The organism is Rhizobiaceae bacterium, assembly GCA_023953835.1.
GTDB lineage: Bacteria > Pseudomonadota > Alphaproteobacteria > Rhizobiales > Rhizobiaceae > Mesorhizobium_G.
Genome location: JAMLJB010000001.1, coordinates 2,319,453 through 2,341,877, shown reverse-complemented (window position 1 = coordinate 2,341,877; position 22,425 = coordinate 2,319,453). Strand labels below are relative to the sequence as shown.

Sequence of the window (22,425 nt, the reverse complement as noted above, 5' to 3'; positions counted from 1 at the left end):
TACACTCCAGCAAAGAAACGATCGGCACTGCGTGGCTGCCGGCTCGCCTATGTGATCATAGCCCGACAGACGACGCGCGCCAGAGGATTGCGAACACATTTATGGCAAGCCTATTCAAGCGGCACCTTAAAATTCTGTAACATACGCGATTGTTACAAATTTAAGTTCACCGTAACGCCTCGATGTCCTCCATCCGACGGGCGCCGTCTTCCGCCCGTTCGCGCGTAACGGCATCGATCAGCACCTCTGCCAGCACAAACAATGCGGCGGAGGAGTCCCACGCCGACGGGGATGAGGTGCGGGCGGAGATGACGTGCCGAGCAACGCGCGCGATGGGAGACACCCATTGGTCGGTGAGCAGCACTATCGTCGCACCACGCCGCGCGGCCTTTTCCGCAAAGGTGAAGAGACCCGTCTGGTAACGGCGAATGTCAAAAATCACGAGGCAGTCGCGCTTGCCCATGTCGGCCAGCTTGTCGTGCCACGTGCTTTCCTGCCCGGACAGATGGGTGATTCCCGGCCTCACGAGCGAAAGGTGCGCGGCCAGATAGCGAGCCATTGAATCGCTGAAACGACCACCCGCGAAATACAGCCTGCTGCGCGGATCGGAAAGCTGCGCGACAACCGCCGAAAATTGCTTGCCGGAAATGTGCTGGAAGGTCTCCGTTATATTTTCGATTGCCGCTCCCACAATCGTACCGGTCTCGCCCGGAGCTATCGCCGTCGGCATGGTGGTGCGCGAAAGAGGCGATTGTATCTGGGCGGCGAGTTCGGCCTGCAGCGCCGCCTGAAAATCGGGGTAGTTCTGGAAACCAAGTCGCGCAACGAAGCGCAATATTGTCGGCGAGGAAACCTCGGCATGCTGCGCGAATTCCGCAACGGTTTTCAGTCCGATCAGCGGGTAGTTCGCCATGAGAGTCTGTGCCGAACGACGCTCCCCGGCCGGCATCTGGTCGATGCGATCCGCGATGCGCTCTGCAATGCTCGCATCCATGCCAAACCTCCCCTTGCACCCGCCACCTTCTGCAATCACAGAATGAAATTCTCGTTTGACAATGCCAAGCGTTTTGTATGAAATCATCCAAAATAATAACTTTGTGAAAATTCCGTACTATTCAGTACAGGGCTGAAGGGGAGCCTTATGGAGTCAGTGGACGCTGAAATTGCGTTCGAGCCGGTTCAGGTCACGAACCGGCATGGGCTCGGCTCTTTCGTGCTGCTTTGCGACCACGCATCCAACTTCGTACCCGAACGTTTCGGCACGCTTGGTCTCCCTGAGAATGAGCTGAACCGGCACATAGCATGGGACCCCGGAGCCGCCGCCGTCGCTCGGCTGATGTCCCAGATGCTCGATTCAACCCTCGTTGAATCCTGTGTTTCTCGCCTCATCATCGATTGCAACCGCCCTCTCGATGCGCCTGACCTGATCTGGACGGTCAGTGAAAGCACCGCCATCCCCGGCAACCATAATCTCGGCGAGGCAGAACGTGCCGAGCGCATTGCGCTGGCTTACGAACCATATCACTCCGCCATAGACGAGATTGTCGAAACGCGCTTGTCGCAAGGCCGCGAGACGCAGCTTGTCGCAATACACTCGTTCACCCCGGTCTATAACGGATTCGCTAGGCCATGGCATATCGGCGTCCTGCACGACGAGGACATGCGGCTTGCGACGCCTTTGCTGGTCGAGTTGCAGCAGGACAAGGAATTGATGGTTGGGGACAACGAGCCTTATTCGCCTGCGGACCGCGTCTATTTCACACTTGAGCGACACGGGCGCGCTCACGGTCTGGCATGCGTCATGATCGAACTGCGCAACGATGAATTAACGGACCCCGCGAACCAGGAAAAATGGGCGCGCCGGCTCTCAGAAATCCTGGCCGGCAAGGCCGTCACAGTCGATGCGCCTGAGACCGTTCGAGCAGAATCCGGTGCTCATTCAGCAAGGTTGCAGACTACGCAATAGGAAACACGACGTGCCAGCAGCAGCAGTGGCATTCGTCCGCTACGTGGACAGTATAAACAGGTGGGTCGGTCGCTTTGCGATGCACCTCGTCTTCGTGATGGGGGCAATTCTGCTGGCATCGACCGCATCTCGCATCATCCTCGGCGCACCCTTCAACTGGGCGCTTGAGATGTCGCAGTTCATCCTCTCCGCCTACTACCTGTTGGGTGGAGCCTATACGCTGCAACTCGACCAGCACGTTCGGATGGATCTCTTTTACGGCAGGCTCAATGCGAGAAAGCGCGCCACGCTCGATGCGTTTACGATCCTCTTCGTGATCTTCTATCTGGTGATTCTGTTCGGTGGCGGACTGTCCAGCACCGAATACGCCATTGTTTATGGGCAAAAGAACTACACGGCGTGGGGTCCGCCGCTGTGGCCGATCAAGATCATCATGACGACCGGTGTATTCCTCATGTTGCTCCAGGCGATCTCATCGCTCGTCAAGGACATAGCCATCATGCGCGGAAAGCCGATCGCATGAGTTCAGAATTCATCACACTGTTCATGTTCGGCACAATGATGGTGCTGCTATTCACAGGACAGCGCGTGTTCGGTGTCATCGGCTTCGTAGGGGCTGCCGCAGCACTTTGGCTGTGGGGCGAAGGCTCTTTCGAAATGCCCTTCAACGCATCCTTTCAGGTGCTGAACTGGTATCCCCTCATTACAGTCCCGTTCTTCGTCTTCATGGGCTACATGCTTTCGGAATCGGGGATAGCGAACAACCTCTACCGCATGTTCCATGTCTGGTTCGGACCGGTTCGCGGCGGGCTGGCGCTGGGCACGATCGGCCTGATGGTTCTTATCGCGGCGCTGAACGGCCTTTCGGTTGCGGGCATGGCGATTGGGGCGACCATTGCGCTGCCGCAACTGTTGCGACACGGCTATGACAAGGTGATGGTCACGGGCGTCATCCAGGCGGGTTCGTCACTCGGCATCCTCATACCGCCAAGCGTGGTCCTGGTGCTCTATGCGATGATCGCGCGCCAACCGGTGATCGATCTGTGGCTGGCGGGCGTTGGGCCGGGCTTGCTGATGGCTGTTGTCTTCGCCATCTACGTCTATGTCCGCTGCCTGTTGCAGCCAGATGCCGGACCGGCACTTCCTGCAGAAGAAAGAGCTGCCATCACATTTCAGGAAAGATTCGCGTTGCTGCGCTCGGGCCTGCTGCCGCTCGCCATTTTTGCGATCATGATGGGCCTCTTCCTCACGGGCACCACAAGCCTTGTCGAAAGCTCTGCGGTCGGTGCGGCGCTTGCAACGCTGGCCGCATGGTGGGGCGGAAATCTCAACTGGCAGGTGTTCGAGGATTCCACACGCAACACGCTGGCCATCAGTTGCATGTTCCTCTGGATCATCCTCGGCGCGCTGTGTTTCAGCTCTGTTTATGACGGCCTTGGCGCGGTGAAGGCGGTCAAGTCCTTGCTCCTGGACACATGGGAGTTCAGCCCATGGACCATACTGATCCTGATGCTGTTCTCGTTTATCATCATGGGCATGTTCCTTGACGATACGGCAATGCTCGTGATCGTCGCCCCGCTCTATATCCCACTTGTCATCAGTCTCGGCTTCAATCCCATCTGGTTCGGCATACTCTACACGATCACCTGCCAGATCGCATACATAACGCCGCCGTTCGGATATAACCTGTTTCTGATGCGGGCCATGGCGCCACCCGAGATCACCCTGATCGACATCTATCGCTCCATCGCACCGTTTTTCCTGCTGATGGTGCTGTCGCTCGCGCTGATAATGATCTTCCCGCAGATCTCGCTCTGGCTGCCCTCACTTTATTCGGGAAGATAGACACAAGAGAAAAGGGCGGAAACCGACCAACCAGCCAAGGCAGACAAAGCAATTCTTATCAATGGGAGACTGCAGAGATGGAAAAGCCAAAACCCGTAAACAAGCGTGAATTCCTGAGACGATCCATTCTGACAAGCGCAGGCGCAGTTGGCGCGACCACGCTGGCGACGCCCTATGTCAAGGCGCAGGCGCCGATCAAGTGGCGTCTGCAGACCTATGCCGGTCCCGCCCTGGCGGAGCATGTCATCAAGAATTCGATCGACTGGTTCAACAAGGCCGCCAATGGCGAAATGGAGATCGAGCTCTACACGGCAGATCAGCTCGTGCCGCAAGGCGAGCTTTTCCGCGCCGTGCAATCGGGCACGATCGATGCAGCACAGAGCGACGACGACTCTGCCGCCGCCCCGGTCGACGTCAAGGTTTTCGGCGCGTACTTCCCGCTTGCCGCGCGCTACTCGCTCGATGTTCCGGCGCTGTGGCACTGGCACGGGCTGAAGGAAATATGGGAAGAGGCCTACGCTGAAATTCCGGACGTGACATGGCTGTCGACGGGCTCATGGGACCCCTGCAATTTCGGCACGACCAAGCCGATCAAGTCGCTTGCCGATTTGCAGGGCCTGCGTGTCTACACCTTCCCGACCGGCGGCCAGTTCCTTTCCAAGTTCGGCGTCGTGCCGGTTTCGCTGCCATATGAAGACGTGCAGCCTGCGATTCAGACCGGCGAACTCGATGGCGTCTGCTGGTGCGGCATAACCGAGATGCATACGGTGGGCTGGGCAGATGTGCTGAAATATTTCCTCACCAACCCGCTTTCAGGTGCGTGGGCAGGCTCCTACTTTGTGAATACGGAAAAGTGGAAGGCCGTGCCGGAGCATCTGCAACAGCTATTCCGCATGTGCATCGACAGTTCGCATTATTACCGCCTGCATTGGTACTGGGCGGGCGAAGCAAACTATCGCACGACCGGAAAGCTCGAACTGACCTCTATTCCGGATGCAGAATGGAAGCAGGTGGAAGACGAGGCGGTCAAGTTCTGGGATGAGATCGCAAGTCAGACGCCGCGCAGCGGCAAAGTCGTTGAAATCCTGAAGAACTACAACGCAACGATGGTAAAGGCGGGACCGCCCTACCGCTACGGCTGAGGCCGGCGGAAAGCGCGCCCGCCCCGTCGGCGGGCGCGTGTCCGCAATCGCGCAAATGGAATGTTGGAGCTATGAATGCCCGCTAATCTGCCCTTCGATGAACTGAAAAAGGCCATTGTCTCCGGCGAGATCGACACGGTGCTTGCATGCGGCGTCGACATGCAGGGCCGCCTTTTTGGCAAGCGGTTCCTCGCTTCCTTTTTTGCGGAATCCGCATCTGACGAAACCCATGGCTGCAACTATTTGCTCGCGCTCGACATCGATATGGAGCCGGTGCCCGGCTACAAGGCGGCGAGCTGGAGTCAGGGTTACGGAGATTTCGCGCTCAAGCCCGACCTGAACACGCTGAGGCGCGTTCCGTGGCTGGAAAAGACGGCGCTGGTTATCTGCGATATTCAGGACCACCACACCCATCGGGACCTGCCGCATTCGCCGCGCGCAATCCTTCGCCGGCAAATCGAGCGCCTGAAAGAGCGAGGCTATATCGGCTATTTCGCCTCCGAACTGGAATTCTACCTGCTGAGCGAAACTTATGATTCCGCGCGCGCCAAGCATTGGCAGAACCTCGGCACCGCCTCTCCCTATATCGGCGACTATCAGATCGGCATCACCACCAAGGAAGAAAGCTACATGCGCCGGCTGCGCAACGAGATGCACGCCGCCGGAATTCCGATCGAAAACTCGAAGGGCGAATGGGGACCCGGTCAGGAAGAGATAAACGTGCGCTATGCCGAAGCGCTCGAAATGGCCGACCGCCACGTCTTCCTGAAGAACGGGGCCAAGGAGATCGCGGACCAGGAAGGCAAGGCCGTGACCTTCATGGCGAAGTACAATTATGGCCTTGCCGGCAATTCCAGCCATATCCACAATTCGCTCTGGAGCGCGGACGGCAAGACACCTCTTTTCTTCGACAACAGCGAGCCATGGACGCTGTCCACGCTCGGTCGGCAATGGTGTGCCGGACAGCTCAAATACGCGAAGGAATTCACCTGGTTTCTTGCGCCCTACATCAACTCATACAAGCGCTTCCAGTCAGGGACTTTCGCACCCACAAAGATCATGTGGAGCGAGGACAATCGCACCGCCGGTTTCCGTCTTTGCGGGGAAGGCACCAAGGCGATACGCATGGAATGCCGCATCGGCGGCGCGGACCTGAACCCCTACCTTGCCTTTGCCGCGCTCATTGCAGCGGGGCTGGCCGGGGTCGATGAAAAACTCGAACTGCAACAACCTTTCGTCGGCGACGCCTATATGGCGGCCCGCCTGCCCGAAATTCCCAAGACGCTCCGCGAAGCGACGGAAACCATGTCGAAATCGAAGATGCTCAAGGCCGCCTTTGGCGAAGACGTCATCGAGCATTACGTCCATACTGCGCGTTGGGAGCAGCTCGAATATGACCGGCGCATTACCGATTGGGAACTGCACCGCGGATTCGAACGCTACTGAACAGCGGCAGAAAAACACCCCAGGAAAAAGAGGAAAAATTGTCCGAAACGGTCAAGCTCATTTCACCCGTCGACGGCTCAATCTATGTCGAGCGTCCGATCGCCAGCGACGCGCAACTCAGCAAGGCGGTTGAGGGCGCGCGCGCCGCACAGCCCGGCTGGGCGGCGCTGCCAATTGCCGAGCGCTGCAAATTTGCTCTCAAGATGCTCGAGGCGCTTGTTGCCATGAGCGATGAAATCGTGCCGGAACTCGCATGGCAGATGGGTCGTCCGGTGCGCTATGGCGGCGAATTCGGCGGCGTCAGGGAACGCACGACCTACATGGTCGAAATCGCCGAACAGGCTTTGAAGCCGGTCATGGCGTCCAATCCCAAAGACGGCTTCACGCGCTATGTGAAGAAGGAGCCGCTCGGCGTGGTGATGGTCATCGCGCCGTGGAACTATCCCTATCTCACGGCTGTCAACACCATCGTGCCCGCCCTGATCGCCGGCTCGACCGTCATTCTCAAGCATGCCGCGCAGACGCTTTTGGTGGGCGAGAGGTTCGCCAAGGCATTCGAGGTGGCGGGGCTGCCGAAGGGCGTGTTCCAGAACGTCGTTCTCAACCACGCGCAGACCGAGAAGCTGCTCGGCTCCGGCAAGATCGACCATGTCAACTTCACCGGCTCCGTGGCGGGCGGGCGCGCTATTGAAAGGGCGGCGGCCGGAACATTCATGACGCTCGGCCTCGAACTCGGCGGCAAGGACCCCGCCTACGTCCTGCCCGATGCCAAGATGGACCACGCGGTCGCAAACCTCGTCGAGGGCGCATTCTACAATTCCGGGCAATGCTGCTGCGGCATCGAACGCATCTACGTCCATGAGAAAGTCTATGATGAGTTTGTGGAAGGCTTCGTTGCAGAAACGAAATCCTACCGGCTCGGAAATCCGCTGGAAGAAGCAACGACGATGGGGCCGATGGCGCAGGCCCGCTTCGCCGACCTGATCCGCGAGCAGAAGGCCGAAGCATTTCGCAAGGGCGCCACCGCGCACATGAACACCAAGGACGCACGTGACCGGGAAGGCTCGCCCTATCTGCCCGCGGAAGTCCTGACCGACGTTAATCACCAGATGAGCGTCATGCGCGAGGAAAGCTTCGGACCCATCGTCGGCATTATGAAAGTGCGCAACGATGACGAAGCAGTCGCACTGATGAACGACAGCCCCTACGGCCTGACGGCCTCGGTCTGGACCGCTGACATCGATCACGCGATCCGCATCGGCGACCAGGTGGAGACCGGCACGATCTTCATGAACCGCTGTGACTATCTCGACCCGGCGCTTGTCTGGACAGGCGTCAAGGACACCGGAAAGGGCGCGGCACTTTCAGCAATCGGCTACGACAACCTTACCCGGCCCAAGAGCTACCACCTGCGGGAAAAAATCTGACCATGACCAAGCTCATCGCAAAATGGAACTATCCGACCACAGTGAGGTTCGGTGCAGGACGTATCTCGGAGCTTGCGGACGCGCTCTCTGCAACGGGTATCAGGAAGCCGCTCTTTGTCACCGATCCCGGCCTTGCAAAGCTCCCGGTCGTGCCAAAGACGCTGAAGCTGCTGGATGACGCGAAAATTTCCTACGGCGTGTTCTCCGAGGTCCGGCCCAATCCGGTCGAAACCAATCTGGAGGCCGGCGTCGCCGCTTTCCGAAAGGGCAAGCATGACGGCGTGATCGCCTTTGGCGGCGGCTCCGCGCTCGACCTTGGCAAGCTGATCGCCTTCCAGGCGGGACAGACACGCCCCGTCTGGGACTTCGAGGACATAGGCGACTGGTGGACCCGCGCGGACGGGGACAAGATTGCGCCGATCATTGCGGTGCCGATCACGGCCGGCACCGGCTCCGAGGTGGGGCGCGCAGGGGTACTGACCCACGAGGCGACGCACACGAAAAAGGTGATCTTTCACCCCAGAATGATGCCCGCCATCGTCATTGCCGACCCTGAGCTTTCGGTCGGTATGCCGCCCTTCATCACCGCCGGCACAGGCATGGACGCATTCGCGCATTGCCTTGAGGCCTATTGCGCGCCCGGCTACCACCCGATGGCGGACGGCATTGCGGTGGAGGGCATCCGGCTGGTTTTCGAGAACCTTCCGAAGGCATTCGCCAACGGCAAGGACATCACCGCACGCGCCAATATGATGAGCGCCGCAGCGATGGGCGCCACCGCTTTCCAGAAAGGCCTCGGCGCGATCCATTCGCTCTCCCATCCGATCGGCGCGCTCTACGACACGCACCACGGAATGACCAACGCGGTATTCATGCCCTATGTGCTGGCGTTCAACCGCGATGCAATCGAGGAACGGATAGGGCGGCTTGCTGCCTATTGCGGCATCAAGGGAGGCTTCGACGGTTTCAACAAGGCCGTGCTCAAGCTGCGCAAGGAACTCAAGGTGCCAAACACGCTGCAGGGTCTCATCAAGGACCTGCACATGGACAACAAGCGCAAGACGTTGATAGCCGACATGGCGGTTGTCGATCCGACTGCTGGCGGGAACCCCGTCAAGCTGACCAAGAAGGGCGCACTTTCGCTTTTGAACGCAGCACTGGACGAAGGCTGACAAACTCGGGTGGGGGGAAGGCGGGCGCCATCCCCCAAAACCATTATTGACTCGCCAATCAATAATACCAAAATGGCAACAGGCAATTTGGGAGTAGATAGCCGAACAACAATCCGAACGTATTGCAACCTCGCCGGCTAGGCGCTTCACTGTCAGTGAACGCGACCCGGACGGTTCATTGAACTGTCATCTGACAAGCCTAACAACGATAACAGGCGTCCACAGATGCCCAAGGTCCAACGGAGAACACTCATGCTGAAACTTGCAGGAAAGATCCTGTCCCTTTCCGCCGCGACGCTTATGGTCACCAGCACGCTCGCAAATGCACAATCTGCCGAGCTGATCGAAGCCGCGAAGAAGGAAGGCCAGTTGACCACCATCGCGTTGCCCCATGACTGGTGCGGCTATGGGGAAGTCATCGACGCCTTCAAGAAGAAGTACCCTGAAATCACAGTGAACGAACTGAATCCGGACGCGGGTTCGGGCGACGAGATCGAAGCCATCAAGGCCAACAAGGACAACAAGGGCCCGCAAGCACCGGACGTGATCGACGTCGGCCTTTCCTTCGGACCGTCCGCAAAGGCCGATGGCCTCATCCAGCCCTACAAGGTTTCCACCTGGGACTCGATCCCCGAGAATGCCAAGGACCCGGAAGGATACTGGTACGGCGACTATTACGGCGTTCTGGCCTTCATGGTGAACAAGGACCTCGTGCAGAACTCGCCGCAGGATTGGGCCGACCTTATGAAGGACGACTACAAGAATTCCGTCGCGCTGGCGGGTGACCCCCGCGCTTCGAACCAGGCGATCCTAGGTGTTTACGCGGCGGGGCTGGCCGGAGGTGCGGCAGCAGGCGCAGAAGGCGGCACCAAGGGACTGGACTTCTTCAAGGAATTGAACGCCAAGGGGAATTTCGTTCCGGTCATCGGCAAGTCCGCGACTCTCGCGCAGGGTCAGACCCCGATCCTCGTAACGTGGGACTACAACGCGCTTGGCGGTCGGGACACGCTGGACAACAACCCTCCGGTGGACGTCATCGTTCCGAAGACCGGCGTTGTCGCGGGCGTTTATGTGCAGGCGATCAGCGCCTACGCGCCGCATCCGAATGCAGCCAAACTGTGGATGGAGCATCTTTACTCGGACGAAGGACAGCTTGGCTGGCTGAAAGGCTATTGCCATCCGATCCGCTTCAACGATCTGGCAAAGAACGGCAAGATCCCGCAGGAGCTGCTCGACAAGATGCCTCCGGCAGCGGCCTATGAAGCCGCGGTCTTCCCGACGCTCGATGAGCAGGCGGCGATGAAGGACGCGATCACGAAGAACTGGGACAGCGTCGTCGGCGCAAACGTCCAGTAAGCGATGTCATTTCCGGGCGGCCATGTGCCGCCCGGTTCACTTTCTCGCATATTCGCGTGAGCGCATGACCGAGCAAGCAACAGCCACGACAGTCCCCGCCCCGTCCACCAGCGCCATCCGCCTGCCGACGCAGTGGCTGGGGGTAGCACCCTTTCTCATCTTCGCTCTGCTGTTCCTGATCCTGCCGACAATGTATCTCATCATTGGCGCGTTTCAGAACAATGAGGGGCAGCTCACGCTGGAAAACATCTGGAAGCTGTTTCTGGATGAATCGATCCGCTCGTCCTACTGGGTGTCGCTGAAGATCAGCTTCTGGTCGGCTATGCTGGGCGCATTGGTCGGCCTCGCGATCGCGCTCGCCATTGTGCGCGGCGGCCTGCCCGATTGGGTGCGATCCGCAACCATGACGTTTTCAGGCGTTGCTTCAAATTTTGCCGGCGTACCACTGGCATTTGCGTTCATTGCCACGCTTGGCAGGCTCGGCCTTGTGACCGTGATCCTGCGCGATGTGTTCGGCATGAACCTCTATTCGACCGGCTTCAACCTGCTCAGCAGCTACGGCCTGATCCTCGTCTACCTCTACTTCCAGATTCCGTTGATGGTGGTGATCATCACGCCCGCGCTGGATGGACTGCGGAAGGAGTGGGGCGAAGCTGCGGCGACGCTCGGCGCGACGCCGTGGCAGTTCTGGCGCATGGTTCTCATTCCTGTTCTGTGGCCGAGCTTTCTCGGCACGGTCATCCTGCTCTTCGCAAATGCCTTCGGCGCCATCGCGACCGCCTATGCCTTCACAGGCTCGTCGCTCAACATCGTACCCATCCTGCTCTACGCGCAGATACGCGGGGATGTGCTGAACGATCCTCACCTCGGCTACGCGCTCGCCTTCGGCATGATCTTCATAACGGGCCTCGCCAACATCTTTTACATCTGGTTCCGCACACGCAGCGAAAGGTGGCTCAAATGAAGAAGGGCGGCACCTGGTGGGCATGGCTCACCTTCGCAATCGGCGCGACCTATTTCATCGTTCCGCTGATCGCCACGCTGGAATTCTCCATGCGCCAGCGCAACAGTCCCACCTTCTCGCTGTTCGGGCAGGGATACTCCTTCGGCGTGTTCGACAAGGTGTTCGGTGACGAGCGCTTTCAGGCGACCTTTGCCTATTCGACGATTGCCGCCGCCTTCACCATCGTGCTCGGCATTTTGATCGTCGTGCCCACGGCCTATTGGATCCGCCTGCGCATGCCGCACCTGCGTCCGCTGGTCGAGTTCATCACGCTTCTGCCGCTGGTGATACCCGCCATCGTCATCGTATTCGGCTATATCCGCATGTACGGCTCCAATTCCTACCTGCCGTTCCTCGGTACGACCGGCGGCACCAACGTGCTGCTGGTGATCGGCTATGCGGTGCTGTCGCTTCCCTACATGTATCGCGCGGTGGATACCGGCTTGAGAACGATCGACGTTCCGACGCTTACCGAAGCGGCGCAGATTCTCGGCGCTGGATGGGCAACGATCATCTCCCGCGTCATCCTGCCCAATGTGCTGATCGCCGTCCTGTCCGGAGCCTTCCTGACATTCGCCATCGTGATCGGCGAATTCACCATGGCGTCCCTGCTCAACCGGCCCGCATTCGGACCCTATATGCAGAACCTCGGGGCCAATCGCGCCTACGAACCAGCCGCGCTTGCCATCATCGCTTTCGCCCTGACCTGGGGCTGTATGGCGATGATACAATTCCTGTCTCGATTTGCTCCGCGATCCGCGAACCGCCCGAACTGAGGACAATTCCATGGCCGAGCCATTCCTCTCGATCCAGCACGTCAAGAAGTCCTTCGGCGACAACACGGTCGTTCAGGACTTTAATCTCGACGTCGAACCCGGCGAATTTGTTTCCTTCCTCGGCCCGTCGGGCTGCGGCAAGACAACGGTGCTGCGCATGGTGGCCGGTTTCGAAGAGCCTACCGCCGGCAAGATTTTCATCGCGGGCAAGGATGTTACCAACCTGAAACCGAACCAGCGCAACATCGGCATGGTGTTCCAGGCCTATGCGCTGTTTCCCAACCTGACCGTCGCGCAGAACATCGCATTCGGACTTAAGGTCGCCGGAGCGAGCAAGGCAGACCAAGACAAGCGCGTTCAGGAAATGCTGAACATCATCAAACTGCCGCAGCTTGGCGACCGCTATCCGTATCAGCTTTCCGGAGGCCAGCAGCAGCGCGTGGCGCTTGCGCGCGCATTGGCGCCCTCCCCTAAGCTGCTGCTGCTTGACGAGCCGCTGTCCGCGCTCGATGCCAAGGTGCGCGTCTCACTACGCGACGAAATCCGGAGCATCCAGAAGCGCCTCGGCATCACGACGATTTTTGTGACGCACGATCAGGAAGAGGCGCTGTCGATCTCCGACCGGATCGTCGTCATGTATGGCGGCGTCGCGGAACAGGTCGCCACGCCTTTCGAAATCTACAACCGCCCCGCCACGAAATTCGTCGCCAATTTTGTTGGAACGCTGAATGTCATGGAGGGTCAGGTGGTGGACGCAGCACTTGGCAAGGTGCGCGTCAACAATGATGAAATTGCCGTCAAGGGATCGCTCAACGGCTCGAAAAACGGCGACACCGTTTCGCTCGCCCTGCGTCCGGAAGCGATGGCTCTTGGCGAATATAAGGGCAATGACGCCGAGTTGCACGGCAAGATCACCGACGTGCATTTCCTCGGTTCGGTCATTCGCGTTCGGGTCAATCTCGGCAAGGAAACGATTGCGCTCGACACGTTCAACAACTCACGCACGCCGCCACCGACGATCGGAGACAGCACGAAAATAACCTTCGCGTCCAATGACGTTCTGGTGCTGCATTAGAACGAAAAGCGACTCGCCATCAATCACTTACCCGGCAAAGTTGAATCGCTTTGCGATGCGGTTGAATCCTCGCGCGAAGTGCTTGAATCAAAACATCAGCGATGGTCAGGACAGCCAGCGCTTACGGCGCTTGTAGTGCTTCACGTCGCGGAAGGACTTTCGCCCTTCCCCACCAACTCCTAGGTAGAATTCCTTGACGTCCTCATTGGTGCGCAGCGCTTCGGCTTCGCCGTCAAGCACCACGCGCCCCGATTCGAGAATGTATCCGTACTTCGCGTAGCGCAGCGCGACATTGGTGTTCTGCTCCGCCAGCAGGAAAGATACACCCTGCTCCTCATTGAGCTTCTTGACGATCTCGAAGATTTCTTCAACGAGCTGCGGCGCGAGCCCCATCGACGGCTCGTCCAGCAGGATCATTTTCGGACGCGACATCAGGGCGCGACCGATGGCCGTCATCTGCTGCTCGCCGCCTGACGTATAGCCTGCCTGGCTGGCGCGCCGCACCTTCAGGCGGGGGAAATACGCATAGACCATTTCCAGGTCGCTGTTGATTTCCGCCTTGCCGTCGCGCCGGGTGAACGCGCCGGTCATCAGATTGTCCTCGATCGAAAGATGTCCGAAGCAATGCCGCCCTTCCATCACCTGAATGCACCCGCGGCGCACCAGTTCGTTGGGCGAGAGCGACTGCACCTGTTCACCTTCAAAAACAATCGTGCCTTTCGTCACCTCGCCGCGCTCTGCATGCAGGAGGTTTGAAATCGCCTTGAGCGTCGTTGTCTTGCCGGCCCCGTTCGCGCCCAGCAGCGCGGTGATGCCGCCTGCGGGCACGGACAGCGAAACCCCCTTCAGGACGAGGATCACGTGGTCATAAATGACCTCTATATTGTTCACCGAAAGAATGGGCTTCGCGAGTTCTGCCTTTGCCGCCGCTTCGCTCATGGTCACCATCGCCAGTTCAGATCAGGACGGAGCGCTCCCCCTGCGGGAAGCGCTCCATCGCGTTTACATCTTGCATTCGTCGTTGGTCGGCCAAGGCTGATTGGCGTCGGCATATTCCTTCGCCTTTTCCGCGACCAGCGGATCAATCTCGGCGCGGTCGGCCTGAAGAACGTCCGAAGCCTTCACGAATTTCGTACCGTCCCACTCAAGCATCCAGGCGCCGGAATGGCCGGTATGGTTGCCGCAGGTCGTCTTGAACGGCGGGATCATCCCTTCCAGCCCAAGCTCCTTGATCTTTGCTTCGCTGAAATCGAGGTTCTCAAGCCCCCAGCGAAGCTGCTCCCGGTCCACAACCTTCGTGTTGAAGTGCTTCTGCGCTTCCTTCACGCCTTCGGCCAGCATGGCGGAAATCAGCACGCCGCGCTGATAGAACACCCAGTCGAACTCGCCCGTGCTGGTGTTCAGCATGGATTTTCCCGGATCGACAACAAGCTGCTTGATGTCCTTCATCACCTTGGATTCATTGTTCGGATAGCTCCACGACAGCGTGCGATAGCCCTTGCCCGCATCGCCGACCAGCTTGAGGTCTGCATCCAGCCCCGACCACCAGATGCCGACGAACTGGTTCATCGGATATTTGGTTTTCACGGCTTCCGTGATGGCGCCCGCATTCATCGCGCCCCATCCCCACATCACCACGAAATCCGGACGCTCGCGGCGGATCTGCAACCATTGCGCCGACTGGTTCTGCATTTCCTTCAGGCCGACCGGAATCGGCAGGAGGGTGAAGCCGTGCTTCTTTGCCAGCGCTTCGAGCAGGGGAATGGGCTCCTTGCCGAAGGGGTGGTCGAGATGCAGCAGCGCGATCTTCTTGCCCTTGAGATTGTCGAGATTTCCGTCGGAAATGTTTTGAAGGATCATCGACGCGCCGTCCCAATAGGACGCGGGCGGATTAAACGCCCATTTGAATATCTTGCCGTCCTGCATCGCGGAAAAGCCGTAGCCGGGCGCAAGGATAGGCATCGAATCCACGTTGGATTTCGGCAGCACCTGCAAGGTGATGCCGGTAGACCAGGGCTGGGTGACGATAGCGCCTTCCGCCTTGGTCTTTTCATAGCATTCGACACCCTTCTCGGTGTTGTAGCCCGTCTCGCACTCCTGATAGTTCAGGATAACGCCATTGGCCCCGCCATCTCGCTCGTTGAGCATGGTCATATAATCGCGCTGGCCGTTCATGAGTGGCGTGCCGGTCGCCGCGAAGGGGCCGGTTCGATATGACAGGTTCGGCAACAGCACTGAATCCTCGGCCTTGGCCGATCCGACAAATGCCGTGCCTGCCGCGATGGCGCTCGCCAGCAGGGCAGTCTTCATCAAGCGTTTCATTCTATCTCCTCCAACTGTCCGTTTCTCCTTGATGGATGGGGCGAACCTACCCCGTTCGTCCACGCCCGCCGCCGGGCGAAGTCAGTGCGGGAATGGCCACATGATGAGCTTTTCCCGGATGATCTGCCAGAAGCGCGCCAACCCGTGCGGCTCCACAATCAGGAACAGGATGATCGTCGCACCGACGATCATGACATTGAGATGCTCGGCGGTCGCCGATTGAAGCGGAATGCCGAGCATGCCCGGCAGCGTGCTCAGGACGACCGGAAGGGCGACAATCAGGATAGCGCCAAGATAGTTTCCCAGTATCGATCCGAGCCCGCCGATGATCGCGATGAAGAGCACGCGGAACGACAGCGGAATGTCGAACAGGTTCGGCTCCGCGGCGCCGCGCCATAGAAAGACGAACAAGGCACCCGCCACGCCTACGATGTAGGACGAGATTGCGAAAGCCGACAGCTTGGCCTTCATCAGGTTGATCCCGACGAGTTCGGCGGCGATGTCCATATCGCGTACGGATTTCCAGATACGCCCGATGCGTCCGCGCGTGATGTTGATGGCGAACCATGTCACGAGCGTCACAACGCCCAGGACAAAGTAATATTGTGTCATCGGGGCGGCGTTCGGTCCTGCGACCGTGATCCCGAACATCTGGATGTTCGGGACCTGAATCGCGCCGGAGGAAGAATAATTGTAGAGCCAGCCCCATTTCTCGAACAGCCACACCAGGAAGAACTGTGCCGCCAGCGTGGTGATCGCGAGATAGAACCCCTTGATACGAAGCGACGGAAGGCCGAACGCCACGCCCACGGCCGCCGAAAAAAGACCGGACAGCGCAATCGCGATCACGATATTGAGTTCGGGAAAGGCGGTGACGATCTTGAAGCAGGCATAAGCGCCAACGCCCATGAACGCACCGGTTCCAAGCGACAATTGCCCGGCATAGCCGGTGAGAATGTTCAGCCCGAGCGCAGCAAGCGCGTAGATCAGGACTGGAATGAGCAAGGCATTGAAAGCGAATTCGCTCGCCGTCATGGGAATGACGGCATAGGCGAAAAGCAGGATGATCCCCAGCAACCACGCATCCTGCTTCACCGGAAACAGGGCGTGGTCGGCGTGGTAGCTTGTCTTGTACTGGCCGGCGGTACGGTAGAGCATCGCGTGTCACACCCGCTCGATGATACGTTCGCCGAACAGGCCCTGCGGCCTGAAAAGCAGCACGATGAGTGCAAACACGAAGGCGAACCAGGTTTCGGTGTTGCCGCCCAGAAGCGGCTGGCCCCAATAGATCTCGAACAGCTTCTCAAGAATGCCGATGGCCAGTCCGCCGATGATGGCGCCCAGAACGCTTTCGAGCCCACCAAGCATCAGCACCGGCAGCGCCTTGTAGGCGATCACTTCGAGCGCAAAGGAAACGCCCGCGCGCGCGCCCCACACGATGCCCGTCGCCAAAGCGATGATGCCGGCGATGAACCAGACCAGCACCCAGATCGTCGAAAGCGAAATGCCGACCGAAAGGGCTGCCTGATGATCATCTCCAAGCGCACGGATGGCGCGGCCCATCCTCGACTTGTTGAGGAACACCAGCAGCGCGGCCACCAGCACCACCGCACCGATCACCGCCGTCAAATCCTTCTGCTCGATGGAAACGAATCCTCCAAAGGGCTCAAAGGTGAAGCTGCCGGTCGGAATGCCCAACTGCTCGGTGATCATCACTTTGTTCTCGCCGCCGAAAATGAGTTCCCCGAAGCCGACCAGAAACAGCGTGATGCCGATCGTGGCCATGAAGAGGATAATGTCCGGCTGATTGACCAGGGGTCGAAGCACCACGCGTTCGATGGCGATGGCGAGGATCAGCATGACCACCAGGGTGAGCGGAACGGCCAGCAGCGCGGGCACGCCCTTTTCATGCAGGCCGACCAGTGTCAGCGCGGCGAACACCACCATGATGCCCTGCGCGAAATTGAAGATGCGCGAGGATTTGTAGATCAGCACGAAACCGAGCGCGATCAGCGCATAGAGCACGCCCGCGACGAGACCTTCCCACAGCACCTGCAACAGGAAATCCGGGGCCGCGACCATGTCCTGAAACGGTTTGACGAAGACGGAATCAAGCCACTCCATGGTCAGCCGGCCAAATTCGGAAACAGGCCAACAAGGCCGATCAGGATCAGGTAGATCGCCACGATGTAGTTGAGCAGGCGCGGCATGACGAGAATGAGTATGCCGGCGATCAACGAGATGAGCGGCGTAATGGTGAGTGACGAAAAGATCATTTCCTGCTCCTAATGCGCCACGCCGAGATAGGCATCGATGACCTGCTGATTGGACTTCACCTCATCCGGCACGCCGTCGGCGATTTTCTTGCCGTAGTCCAGCACGACCACTCGATCCGAAAGGTCCATGACGACGCCCATGTCGTGTTCGATCAGGCAGATTGTCGTGCCGCGCTGGCGGTTCACATCGAGGATGAAGCGGCTCATGTCCTCCTTCTCCTCAAGGTTCATGCCCGCCATCGGCTCGTCGAGAAGAAGAAGGGACGGCTCCATCGCCAGTGCGCGGCCAAGCTCGACCCGCTTTTGCAATCCGTATGGCAGCTTGCCGACGGGCGTTCTGCGAATGTGCTGGATTTCGAGGAAGTCGATGATCTCCTCGACCTTTTCGCGGTGCTCGATCTCTTCGCGTAACGCGGGACCATGCCAAAGCATCTGCCAGCCAAGTCCGCGGCTCATCTTCACGGACCGACCCGCCATGATGTTGTCGAGCGTGGACATGCCCTTGAACAGCGCCACGTTCTGAAAGGTTCGCGCAATGCCCTGCCGCACGGCGTGATGCGGCTTCATTGCGCGCCGCTGCACGCCCCTGAAAGTGATCGTGCCTTCCTGCGGCGTGTAGAACCCGTTGATGACATTCAGCATCGATGTCTTGCCAGCGCCGTTCGGCCCGATGATGGCGCGGATTTCGCCCTTCCTCACATTGAAGGAAATGTCGGTGATCGCCTTCACGCCCCCGAAGCGCAGGGATACGTTGCGCACATCCATGAGCAGTTCGCCGGGCGCAATACCGTCATCATGTGCGGCGACGATTTCGGTATGTTCGGGATGCATGTTCATTCGGCGGCCTCCCGTATCGGTGCCTTCCCGCCATAGGTGGGGGCATCATCGATCCGCACTGTCGCGCGGATGCGCCCCTTGCGCCCGTCTTCATAGGTCACCTCGGTTTCGACGCTCTTCTCAGCGGAGCCGTCGTAAAGCGCGTCGATCAACGGCTCATAGCGGTCGGCGACAAAGCTGCGCCGCACCTTTTGCGTGCGCGTCAGTTCGCCGTCATCCGCATCGAGTTCCTTGTGCAACACGAGAAATCGCCTGATCTGTGCGCCCGCCATCATCGGCTCCTGCGCCAGCCGCCGGTTGGTTTCGTCGACATGCCCGGCAATCATTCTGTAGACTTCCGGATGTCCGGCCAGCTCTTGGTAAGACGCATAGGCGATGTTGTTCTTCTCCGCCCAGTTGCCCACCGCCTGAAGATCGATGTTGATGAAGGCAGTCACGAAGTCCTTGCCGTGACCGAACGCCACCGCTTCCTTGATGTTCGGGAAGAATTTCAGCACGTTCTCGATATACTTCGGCGCAAACAGCGCGCCGTCATTGAGCTTGCCGACATCCTTGGCACGGTCGATGATCCTCAACTGACCGTCCGCTTCGAAGAAGCCTGCATCACCTGTTTTTACGAAACCGTCGTCTGTGACCGTCTCCCGAGTCGCCTCATCCTGCTTGAAGTAGCCGGAAAACTGTCCCGGCGACCTGAACTGGACCTCGCCCGCGTCGGACACCCGGATTTCGACATTCGGAGCGGCAGGCCCGACCGCATCGGAGCGCACCGCGCCGTCCTTCTGGCAGGTCACGTAGAGGAATGCTTCCGTCTGCCCGTAGAGCTGTTTCAGATTGATGCCGAGCGAGCGAAAGAAGGAAAACAGGTCCTGCCCGATCGCCTCGCCCGCAGTGTAGGCGACGCGGATATTCGACATGCCGAGCACGTTCTTCAGCGGCTCATAGATGAAAAAGCGCCCCAGCGCATATGACAGCCTTGCACCAAGCGGCACAGGTCTGCCTTCCAGTATGGATTCTCCGTGCTTCCGGGCAACACCGATGAAATAGCGATACAGGCGCTGCTTTAGCTTGCTAGCGTCTTCCATACGGATGGTCACGCTCGTCAACAGCCCCTCAAACACCCGCGGCGGCGCGAAATAGAAGGACGGTGCGATTTCGCGCAGGTCCTGCGCGACGGTTTCCGCGCTTTCGGGACAATTCATGCAGAAGCCGGACACGTATCCCTGCGCATAGTTCATATAGTGGTCGCCAACCCATGCCAGCGGCAGGTAGGCCAACACGCTGTCCTTCTCGGTGAGGTGATCGAATACAACCGTATCGCTTGCCGCCGCGACGGAGCCTTTCGCCGTCAGCATGACGCCCTTCGAACGTCCGGTTGTGCCGGACGTGTAGAGCATCACGGAGATATCGTCGCCGCTCGCTGAACGAATGCCTTCCTCCCAGCGCGTGCCAAGCTGCGGATCTCCGGCAAGCCGCGAACGTCCCTCCGCCTGCACATCGGCGAAGGAATGAAGATGCGTGTGATCGTAGTCGCGAAGGCCCCGCGGCTCGTCATAGACGATGGTGTGCAACAGCGGGATGCTGCCCGCGAACGACTGGATCTTGTCCACCTGCTCCTGGTCCTGCACGACCGCGAAGCGCACTTCGGCGTGATCCAGCACATAGGCAAGCTCTTCGGCCACGGCGTCGGCGTAGACAGGCACCGGGATCGCGCCGAGCGACTGCGCCGCGCAAATGGTCCAGTAAAGCCGGGGCCGATTGGCCCCGATGACCGCAACACGCTCGCCATGGGACAAACCCATGCCTTGCAGCCCAATCGCCAGGGCACGCACTTCATCGAGTTGTTCGGCCCAGGTCCAGCTTTGCCAGATGCCGTAGTCCTTGTGCCGCAGTGAAGGCCTGTCACCGAAACGCCGGGCGTTCAGCAGAAGGTATTTCGGGAAAGTGTCGAGCGTTATGCCGGCGGGCAACGCCGTCGCATTCATGCCATTCTCCTCCCTGCCGCCTTAAGGCGGTCTGTATCGATACTGCCACCTGAAGCGCCAAGCGCAAATAGGCAGTTGGTCTATCGCGAGATTAGGAGGCGACGTTGCCGAATATCAATCCCGGCCTTGACAGACAGACCCCGCCGTTGTCATGTGCGCTACCCGTGCCAGTTCCGGGTCTCAGCCGACATCCTCCGACGCGCCATAATCACCCAGCTTCTGCCGGTTGAGAATGGTGATCGATCCGTGAGCGAAGCTCACGAGCCGCTCCTGCGCAAGCTCCTGCAGGCTGCGGTTGACCAGCGGGCGCGACACGGTCGCCAGCAGCGCCAGCTCGTCCTGCGTGATTTCGATGACGTCGCCCACATGTGGGCACAAGAGCGGATTGCTGAGCCACGACAATTGGCGCGCAACGCGGGCCTTTGGGTCCAGCAGCCGTTCATATTCGGTGGTGGCGATGAACTGGGCCAGGCGTTCGTTAAGTTGCCGGACCAGAAAGCGATTGAAACCTGCGCTGTTTTCATAAAGCCAGATGAAGGTGGCCCTGTTCATCATCAATATATGCGTGTCGCGGATTGCCACCAGATCGTACTTGCGCGGCTCATCCTTCAGCACCGACCCTTCGCCGAACCAGCCGCCTGCTCCGATACCGGCAAATGTGATCGCTTTGCCGCTTTGCGACACCGAACTCATCTTGACGAGGCCGGTCACGACGCCGTGCCAGTAGGCCACCTTGTCGCCACGATGGCACAGATAGTTGCCCTTGCTGAAACGCCTTTCGGTGACGCCGCGCGCGGCGCGATCCAACTCCACCGCCTCCAGTTCGGGCGCCCACACCGTCGATTGGATGATTCCCGTTCTTTCGCTCATGCCCCCTTATGGCACGTGCGTCCGCCTCATGCAGCTTTTGCGAAGCGTGCGGTCGGCAGGATCGTCAGCGGTTCCGGTTCACCCATCGCCGGTTTTGCAAACAGCATCCGGCGCTCCATCGGCGTGGAACGGAAAAAGGGAAACCGCGAGAAAAATGCTTCCTTGTCCGTATGCGCGTCCGTCCGGTAGAGAACGACCGTCGACAAGACGCCCGGATAGGGACGCGGCCCGCTGATACATTCCGAACGATAGATGCGCTTGTAGAATCCGGCGTGATCCTCACGCACCGTCGAGAGCCCGTAGGGCACATTGAAATGCAGGCAGGCCATCCCGGCCAGGCGCAGCGTCACAAAGGGCAGCTGCGGATAGTGGCGCGTCCATTCCGGATCGGAGGCAAAGCGGCTCATGCAGACAAAGGTCAGCCCCTCGTCGAGCATGGGCAGCACGATGTCGCCGAATGCACGCGTCGATGTGGACCAGGGCATATCGGCGGTCACATGATGGATACGCAGGGTGCTCAACAGCCGCCCGTCAACGAAAACGCCGAACAGATGCGCGTTTGGCGTGTCGTCCAGATCGTCGCTCAGCATGTGGTTTTCACTGTCAGTGACGATGCCGTTCGCTAGATAAGCCTTGTAGCGCAGCCGGAATATATCCTCGCGGTCATCGCCGCGATCGCTCCGTCGATACTCTGTTCTATCCAGAAGGGCCTCTACATGGCTCGAGAACGTCTCACCATGGGTCCCCGAATCCTGATCACCACTCTTTGCACGCAAAATCGGACGCTGCTCAAGCATTCCCTAAAACTCCGCCGCCCGGTTTCAGGATTCACGAAGCTTAACAAACAGTAAAGGGATAAATGCGAATTTAAGCAATTTACGTTCTGTTAACGTTAACGCAATTGCCATTGCCCGCCGGTTTGCCATCGAC

The 22,425-nt window shown here is 59.2% G+C and carries 21 protein-coding genes; 11 read left to right on the top strand and 10 right to left on the bottom strand.

Annotation, left to right across the window (positions count from 1 at the left end; translation table 11 throughout):
• Positions 1–166: 166 nt before the first annotated feature.
• Positions 167–994 carry a MurR/RpiR family transcriptional regulator gene (locus M9924_11090; GenBank protein ID MCO5064943.1) on the bottom strand — a complete coding sequence of 276 codons (828 nt, stop codon included), beginning with the start codon at positions 992–994 and terminating at the stop codon, positions 167–169.
• Positions 995–1,141: 147 nt separating this feature from the next.
• Between M9924_11090 and M9924_11085 the strand changes: the two genes are divergently transcribed.
• The 11 genes from M9924_11085 (at position 1,142) to M9924_11035 (ending at position 13,208) form a co-directional block, all read left to right on the top strand.
• The gene (locus M9924_11085; GenBank protein ID MCO5064942.1) at positions 1,142–1,966 is read left to right on the top strand and encodes an N-formylglutamate amidohydrolase; all 825 of its coding nucleotides are present in this window, start codon (positions 1,142–1,144) and stop codon (positions 1,964–1,966) included.
• Positions 1,967–1,976: 10 nt separating this feature from the next.
• Positions 1,977–2,489 carry a TRAP transporter small permease subunit gene (locus M9924_11080; protein ID MCO5064941.1) on the top strand — a complete coding sequence of 171 codons (513 nt, stop codon included), beginning with the start codon at positions 1,977–1,979 and terminating at the stop codon, positions 2,487–2,489.
• Positions 2,486–3,811: a TRAP transporter large permease subunit gene (locus M9924_11075; protein ID MCO5064940.1), complete on the top strand. Its 1,326-nt coding sequence runs from the start codon at positions 2,486–2,488 to the stop codon at positions 3,809–3,811. The genes M9924_11080 and M9924_11075 overlap by 4 nt, the downstream gene beginning before the upstream one ends.
• 77 nt (positions 3,812–3,888) lie before the next feature.
• Entirely contained in the window at positions 3,889–4,953 is a 1,065-nt protein-coding gene (locus M9924_11070; protein MCO5064939.1) for a TRAP transporter substrate-binding protein, read from the top strand.
• Between the two features lie 75 nt (positions 4,954–5,028).
• Positions 5,029–6,399: a glutamine synthetase family protein gene (locus M9924_11065; GenBank protein MCO5064938.1), complete on the top strand. Its 1,371-nt coding sequence runs from the start codon at positions 5,029–5,031 to the stop codon at positions 6,397–6,399.
• 38 nt (positions 6,400–6,437) lie between these two features.
• Positions 6,438–7,826 (top strand): aldehyde dehydrogenase family protein, encoded by a 1,389-nt coding sequence (locus M9924_11060; protein ID MCO5064937.1) that lies wholly within the window; start codon positions 6,438–6,440, stop codon positions 7,824–7,826.
• Positions 7,827–7,828: 2 nt separating this feature from the next.
• Positions 7,829–8,998: an iron-containing alcohol dehydrogenase gene (locus M9924_11055; GenBank protein ID MCO5064936.1), complete on the top strand. Its 1,170-nt coding sequence runs from the start codon at positions 7,829–7,831 to the stop codon at positions 8,996–8,998.
• Positions 8,999–9,250: 252 nt separating this feature from the next.
• A complete protein-coding gene (locus M9924_11050; protein MCO5064935.1) occupies positions 9,251–10,354 on the top strand; it encodes an ABC transporter substrate-binding protein in 1,104 nt (367 codons plus the stop codon).
• Positions 10,355–10,418: 64 nt separating this feature from the next.
• Entirely contained in the window at positions 10,419–11,318 is a 900-nt protein-coding gene (locus tag M9924_11045) for an ABC transporter permease subunit (GenBank protein ID MCO5064934.1), read from the top strand.
• Entirely contained in the window at positions 11,315–12,133 is an 819-nt protein-coding gene (locus M9924_11040) for an ABC transporter permease (GenBank protein MCO5064933.1), read from the top strand. The genes M9924_11045 and M9924_11040 overlap by 4 nt, the downstream gene beginning before the upstream one ends.
• Before the next feature lie 10 nt (positions 12,134–12,143).
• The gene (locus tag M9924_11035) at positions 12,144–13,208 is read left to right on the top strand and encodes an ABC transporter ATP-binding protein (GenBank protein MCO5064932.1); all 1,065 of its coding nucleotides are present in this window, start codon (positions 12,144–12,146) and stop codon (positions 13,206–13,208) included.
• A gap of 105 nt (positions 13,209–13,313) precedes the next feature.
• Here the strand turns inward: M9924_11035 and M9924_11030 are convergent, their stop codons facing one another.
• From M9924_11030 to M9924_10990, 9 genes are all read right to left on the bottom strand, one after another.
• Complete coding sequence (locus M9924_11030; GenBank protein MCO5064931.1) at positions 13,314–14,147, bottom strand: ABC transporter ATP-binding protein; 834 nt, start codon at positions 14,145–14,147, stop codon at positions 13,314–13,316.
• Positions 14,148–14,210: 63 nt separating this feature from the next.
• A complete protein-coding gene (locus tag M9924_11025; protein ID MCO5064930.1) occupies positions 14,211–15,530 on the bottom strand; it encodes an ABC transporter substrate-binding protein in 1,320 nt (439 codons plus the stop codon).
• Positions 15,531–15,611: 81 nt separating this feature from the next.
• Entirely contained in the window at positions 15,612–16,688 is a 1,077-nt protein-coding gene (locus tag M9924_11020) for a branched-chain amino acid ABC transporter permease (GenBank protein MCO5064929.1), read from the bottom strand.
• A 6-nt stretch (positions 16,689–16,694) separates the two neighbouring features.
• Positions 16,695–17,654 carry a branched-chain amino acid ABC transporter permease gene (locus tag M9924_11015; GenBank protein ID MCO5064928.1) on the bottom strand — a complete coding sequence of 320 codons (960 nt, stop codon included), beginning with the start codon at positions 17,652–17,654 and terminating at the stop codon, positions 16,695–16,697.
• Positions 17,655–17,656: 2 nt separating this feature from the next.
• Positions 17,657–17,806, bottom strand: a complete 150-nt coding sequence (locus M9924_11010; protein MCO5064927.1) for a DUF3096 domain-containing protein — start codon at positions 17,804–17,806, stop codon at positions 17,657–17,659.
• 9 nt (positions 17,807–17,815) lie between these two features.
• The gene (locus M9924_11005; protein MCO5064926.1) at positions 17,816–18,643 is read right to left on the bottom strand and encodes an ABC transporter ATP-binding protein; all 828 of its coding nucleotides are present in this window, start codon (positions 18,641–18,643) and stop codon (positions 17,816–17,818) included.
• A complete protein-coding gene (locus tag M9924_11000; protein MCO5064925.1) occupies positions 18,640–20,625 on the bottom strand; it encodes an AMP-binding protein in 1,986 nt (661 codons plus the stop codon). The genes M9924_11005 and M9924_11000 overlap by 4 nt, the downstream gene beginning before the upstream one ends.
• A 180-nt stretch (positions 20,626–20,805) precedes the next feature.
• Positions 20,806–21,495, bottom strand: coding sequence for a Crp/Fnr family transcriptional regulator (locus tag M9924_10995; protein MCO5064924.1), 690 nt, complete (start codon positions 21,493–21,495; stop codon positions 20,806–20,808).
• A 26-nt stretch (positions 21,496–21,521) separates the two neighbouring features.
• Complete coding sequence (locus tag M9924_10990) at positions 21,522–22,292, bottom strand: hypothetical protein (protein MCO5064923.1); 771 nt, start codon at positions 22,290–22,292, stop codon at positions 21,522–21,524.
• Positions 22,293–22,425 lie beyond the last annotated feature (133 nt).

What these genes read in the sequence shown, in the direction of transcription:
- M9924_11090 (MCO5064943.1), bottom strand. Translation starts at nt 994, where the DNA reads ATGGATGCGAGCATTGCAGAGCGCATCGCGGATCGCATCGACCAGATG.
- M9924_11085 (MCO5064942.1), top strand. Translation starts at nt 1,142, where the DNA reads ATGGAGTCAGTGGACGCTGAAATTGCGTTCGAGCCGGTTCAGGTCACG.
- M9924_11075 (MCO5064940.1), top strand. Translation starts at nt 2,486, where the DNA reads ATGAGTTCAGAATTCATCACACTGTTCATGTTCGGCACAATGATGGTG.
- M9924_11070 (MCO5064939.1), top strand. Translation starts at nt 3,889, where the DNA reads ATGGAAAAGCCAAAACCCGTAAACAAGCGTGAATTCCTGAGACGATCC.
- M9924_11065 (MCO5064938.1), top strand. Translation starts at nt 5,029, where the DNA reads ATGCCCGCTAATCTGCCCTTCGATGAACTGAAAAAGGCCATTGTCTCC.
- M9924_11055 (MCO5064936.1), top strand. Translation starts at nt 7,829, where the DNA reads ATGACCAAGCTCATCGCAAAATGGAACTATCCGACCACAGTGAGGTTC.
- M9924_11050 (MCO5064935.1), top strand. Translation starts at nt 9,251, where the DNA reads ATGCTGAAACTTGCAGGAAAGATCCTGTCCCTTTCCGCCGCGACGCTT.
- M9924_11045 (MCO5064934.1), top strand. Translation starts at nt 10,419, where the DNA reads ATGACCGAGCAAGCAACAGCCACGACAGTCCCCGCCCCGTCCACCAGC.
- M9924_11040 (MCO5064933.1), top strand. Translation starts at nt 11,315, where the DNA reads ATGAAGAAGGGCGGCACCTGGTGGGCATGGCTCACCTTCGCAATCGGC.
- M9924_11035 (MCO5064932.1), top strand. Translation starts at nt 12,144, where the DNA reads ATGGCCGAGCCATTCCTCTCGATCCAGCACGTCAAGAAGTCCTTCGGC.
- M9924_11030 (MCO5064931.1), bottom strand. Translation starts at nt 14,147, where the DNA reads ATGAGCGAAGCGGCGGCAAAGGCAGAACTCGCGAAGCCCATTCTTTCG.
- M9924_11025 (MCO5064930.1), bottom strand. Translation starts at nt 15,530, where the DNA reads ATGAAACGCTTGATGAAGACTGCCCTGCTGGCGAGCGCCATCGCGGCA.
- M9924_11020 (MCO5064929.1), bottom strand. Translation starts at nt 16,688, where the DNA reads ATGCTCTACCGTACCGCCGGCCAGTACAAGACAAGCTACCACGCCGAC.
- M9924_11015 (MCO5064928.1), bottom strand. Translation starts at nt 17,654, where the DNA reads ATGGAGTGGCTTGATTCCGTCTTCGTCAAACCGTTTCAGGACATGGTC.
- M9924_11010 (MCO5064927.1), bottom strand. Translation starts at nt 17,806, where the DNA reads ATGATCTTTTCGTCACTCACCATTACGCCGCTCATCTCGTTGATCGCC.
- M9924_11005 (MCO5064926.1), bottom strand. Translation starts at nt 18,643, where the DNA reads ATGAACATGCATCCCGAACATACCGAAATCGTCGCCGCACATGATGAC.
- M9924_11000 (MCO5064925.1), bottom strand. Translation starts at nt 20,625, where the DNA reads ATGAATGCGACGGCGTTGCCCGCCGGCATAACGCTCGACACTTTCCCG.
- M9924_10995 (MCO5064924.1), bottom strand. Translation starts at nt 21,495, where the DNA reads ATGAGCGAAAGAACGGGAATCATCCAATCGACGGTGTGGGCGCCCGAA.
- M9924_10990 (MCO5064923.1), bottom strand. Translation starts at nt 22,292, where the DNA reads ATGCTTGAGCAGCGTCCGATTTTGCGTGCAAAGAGTGGTGATCAGGAT.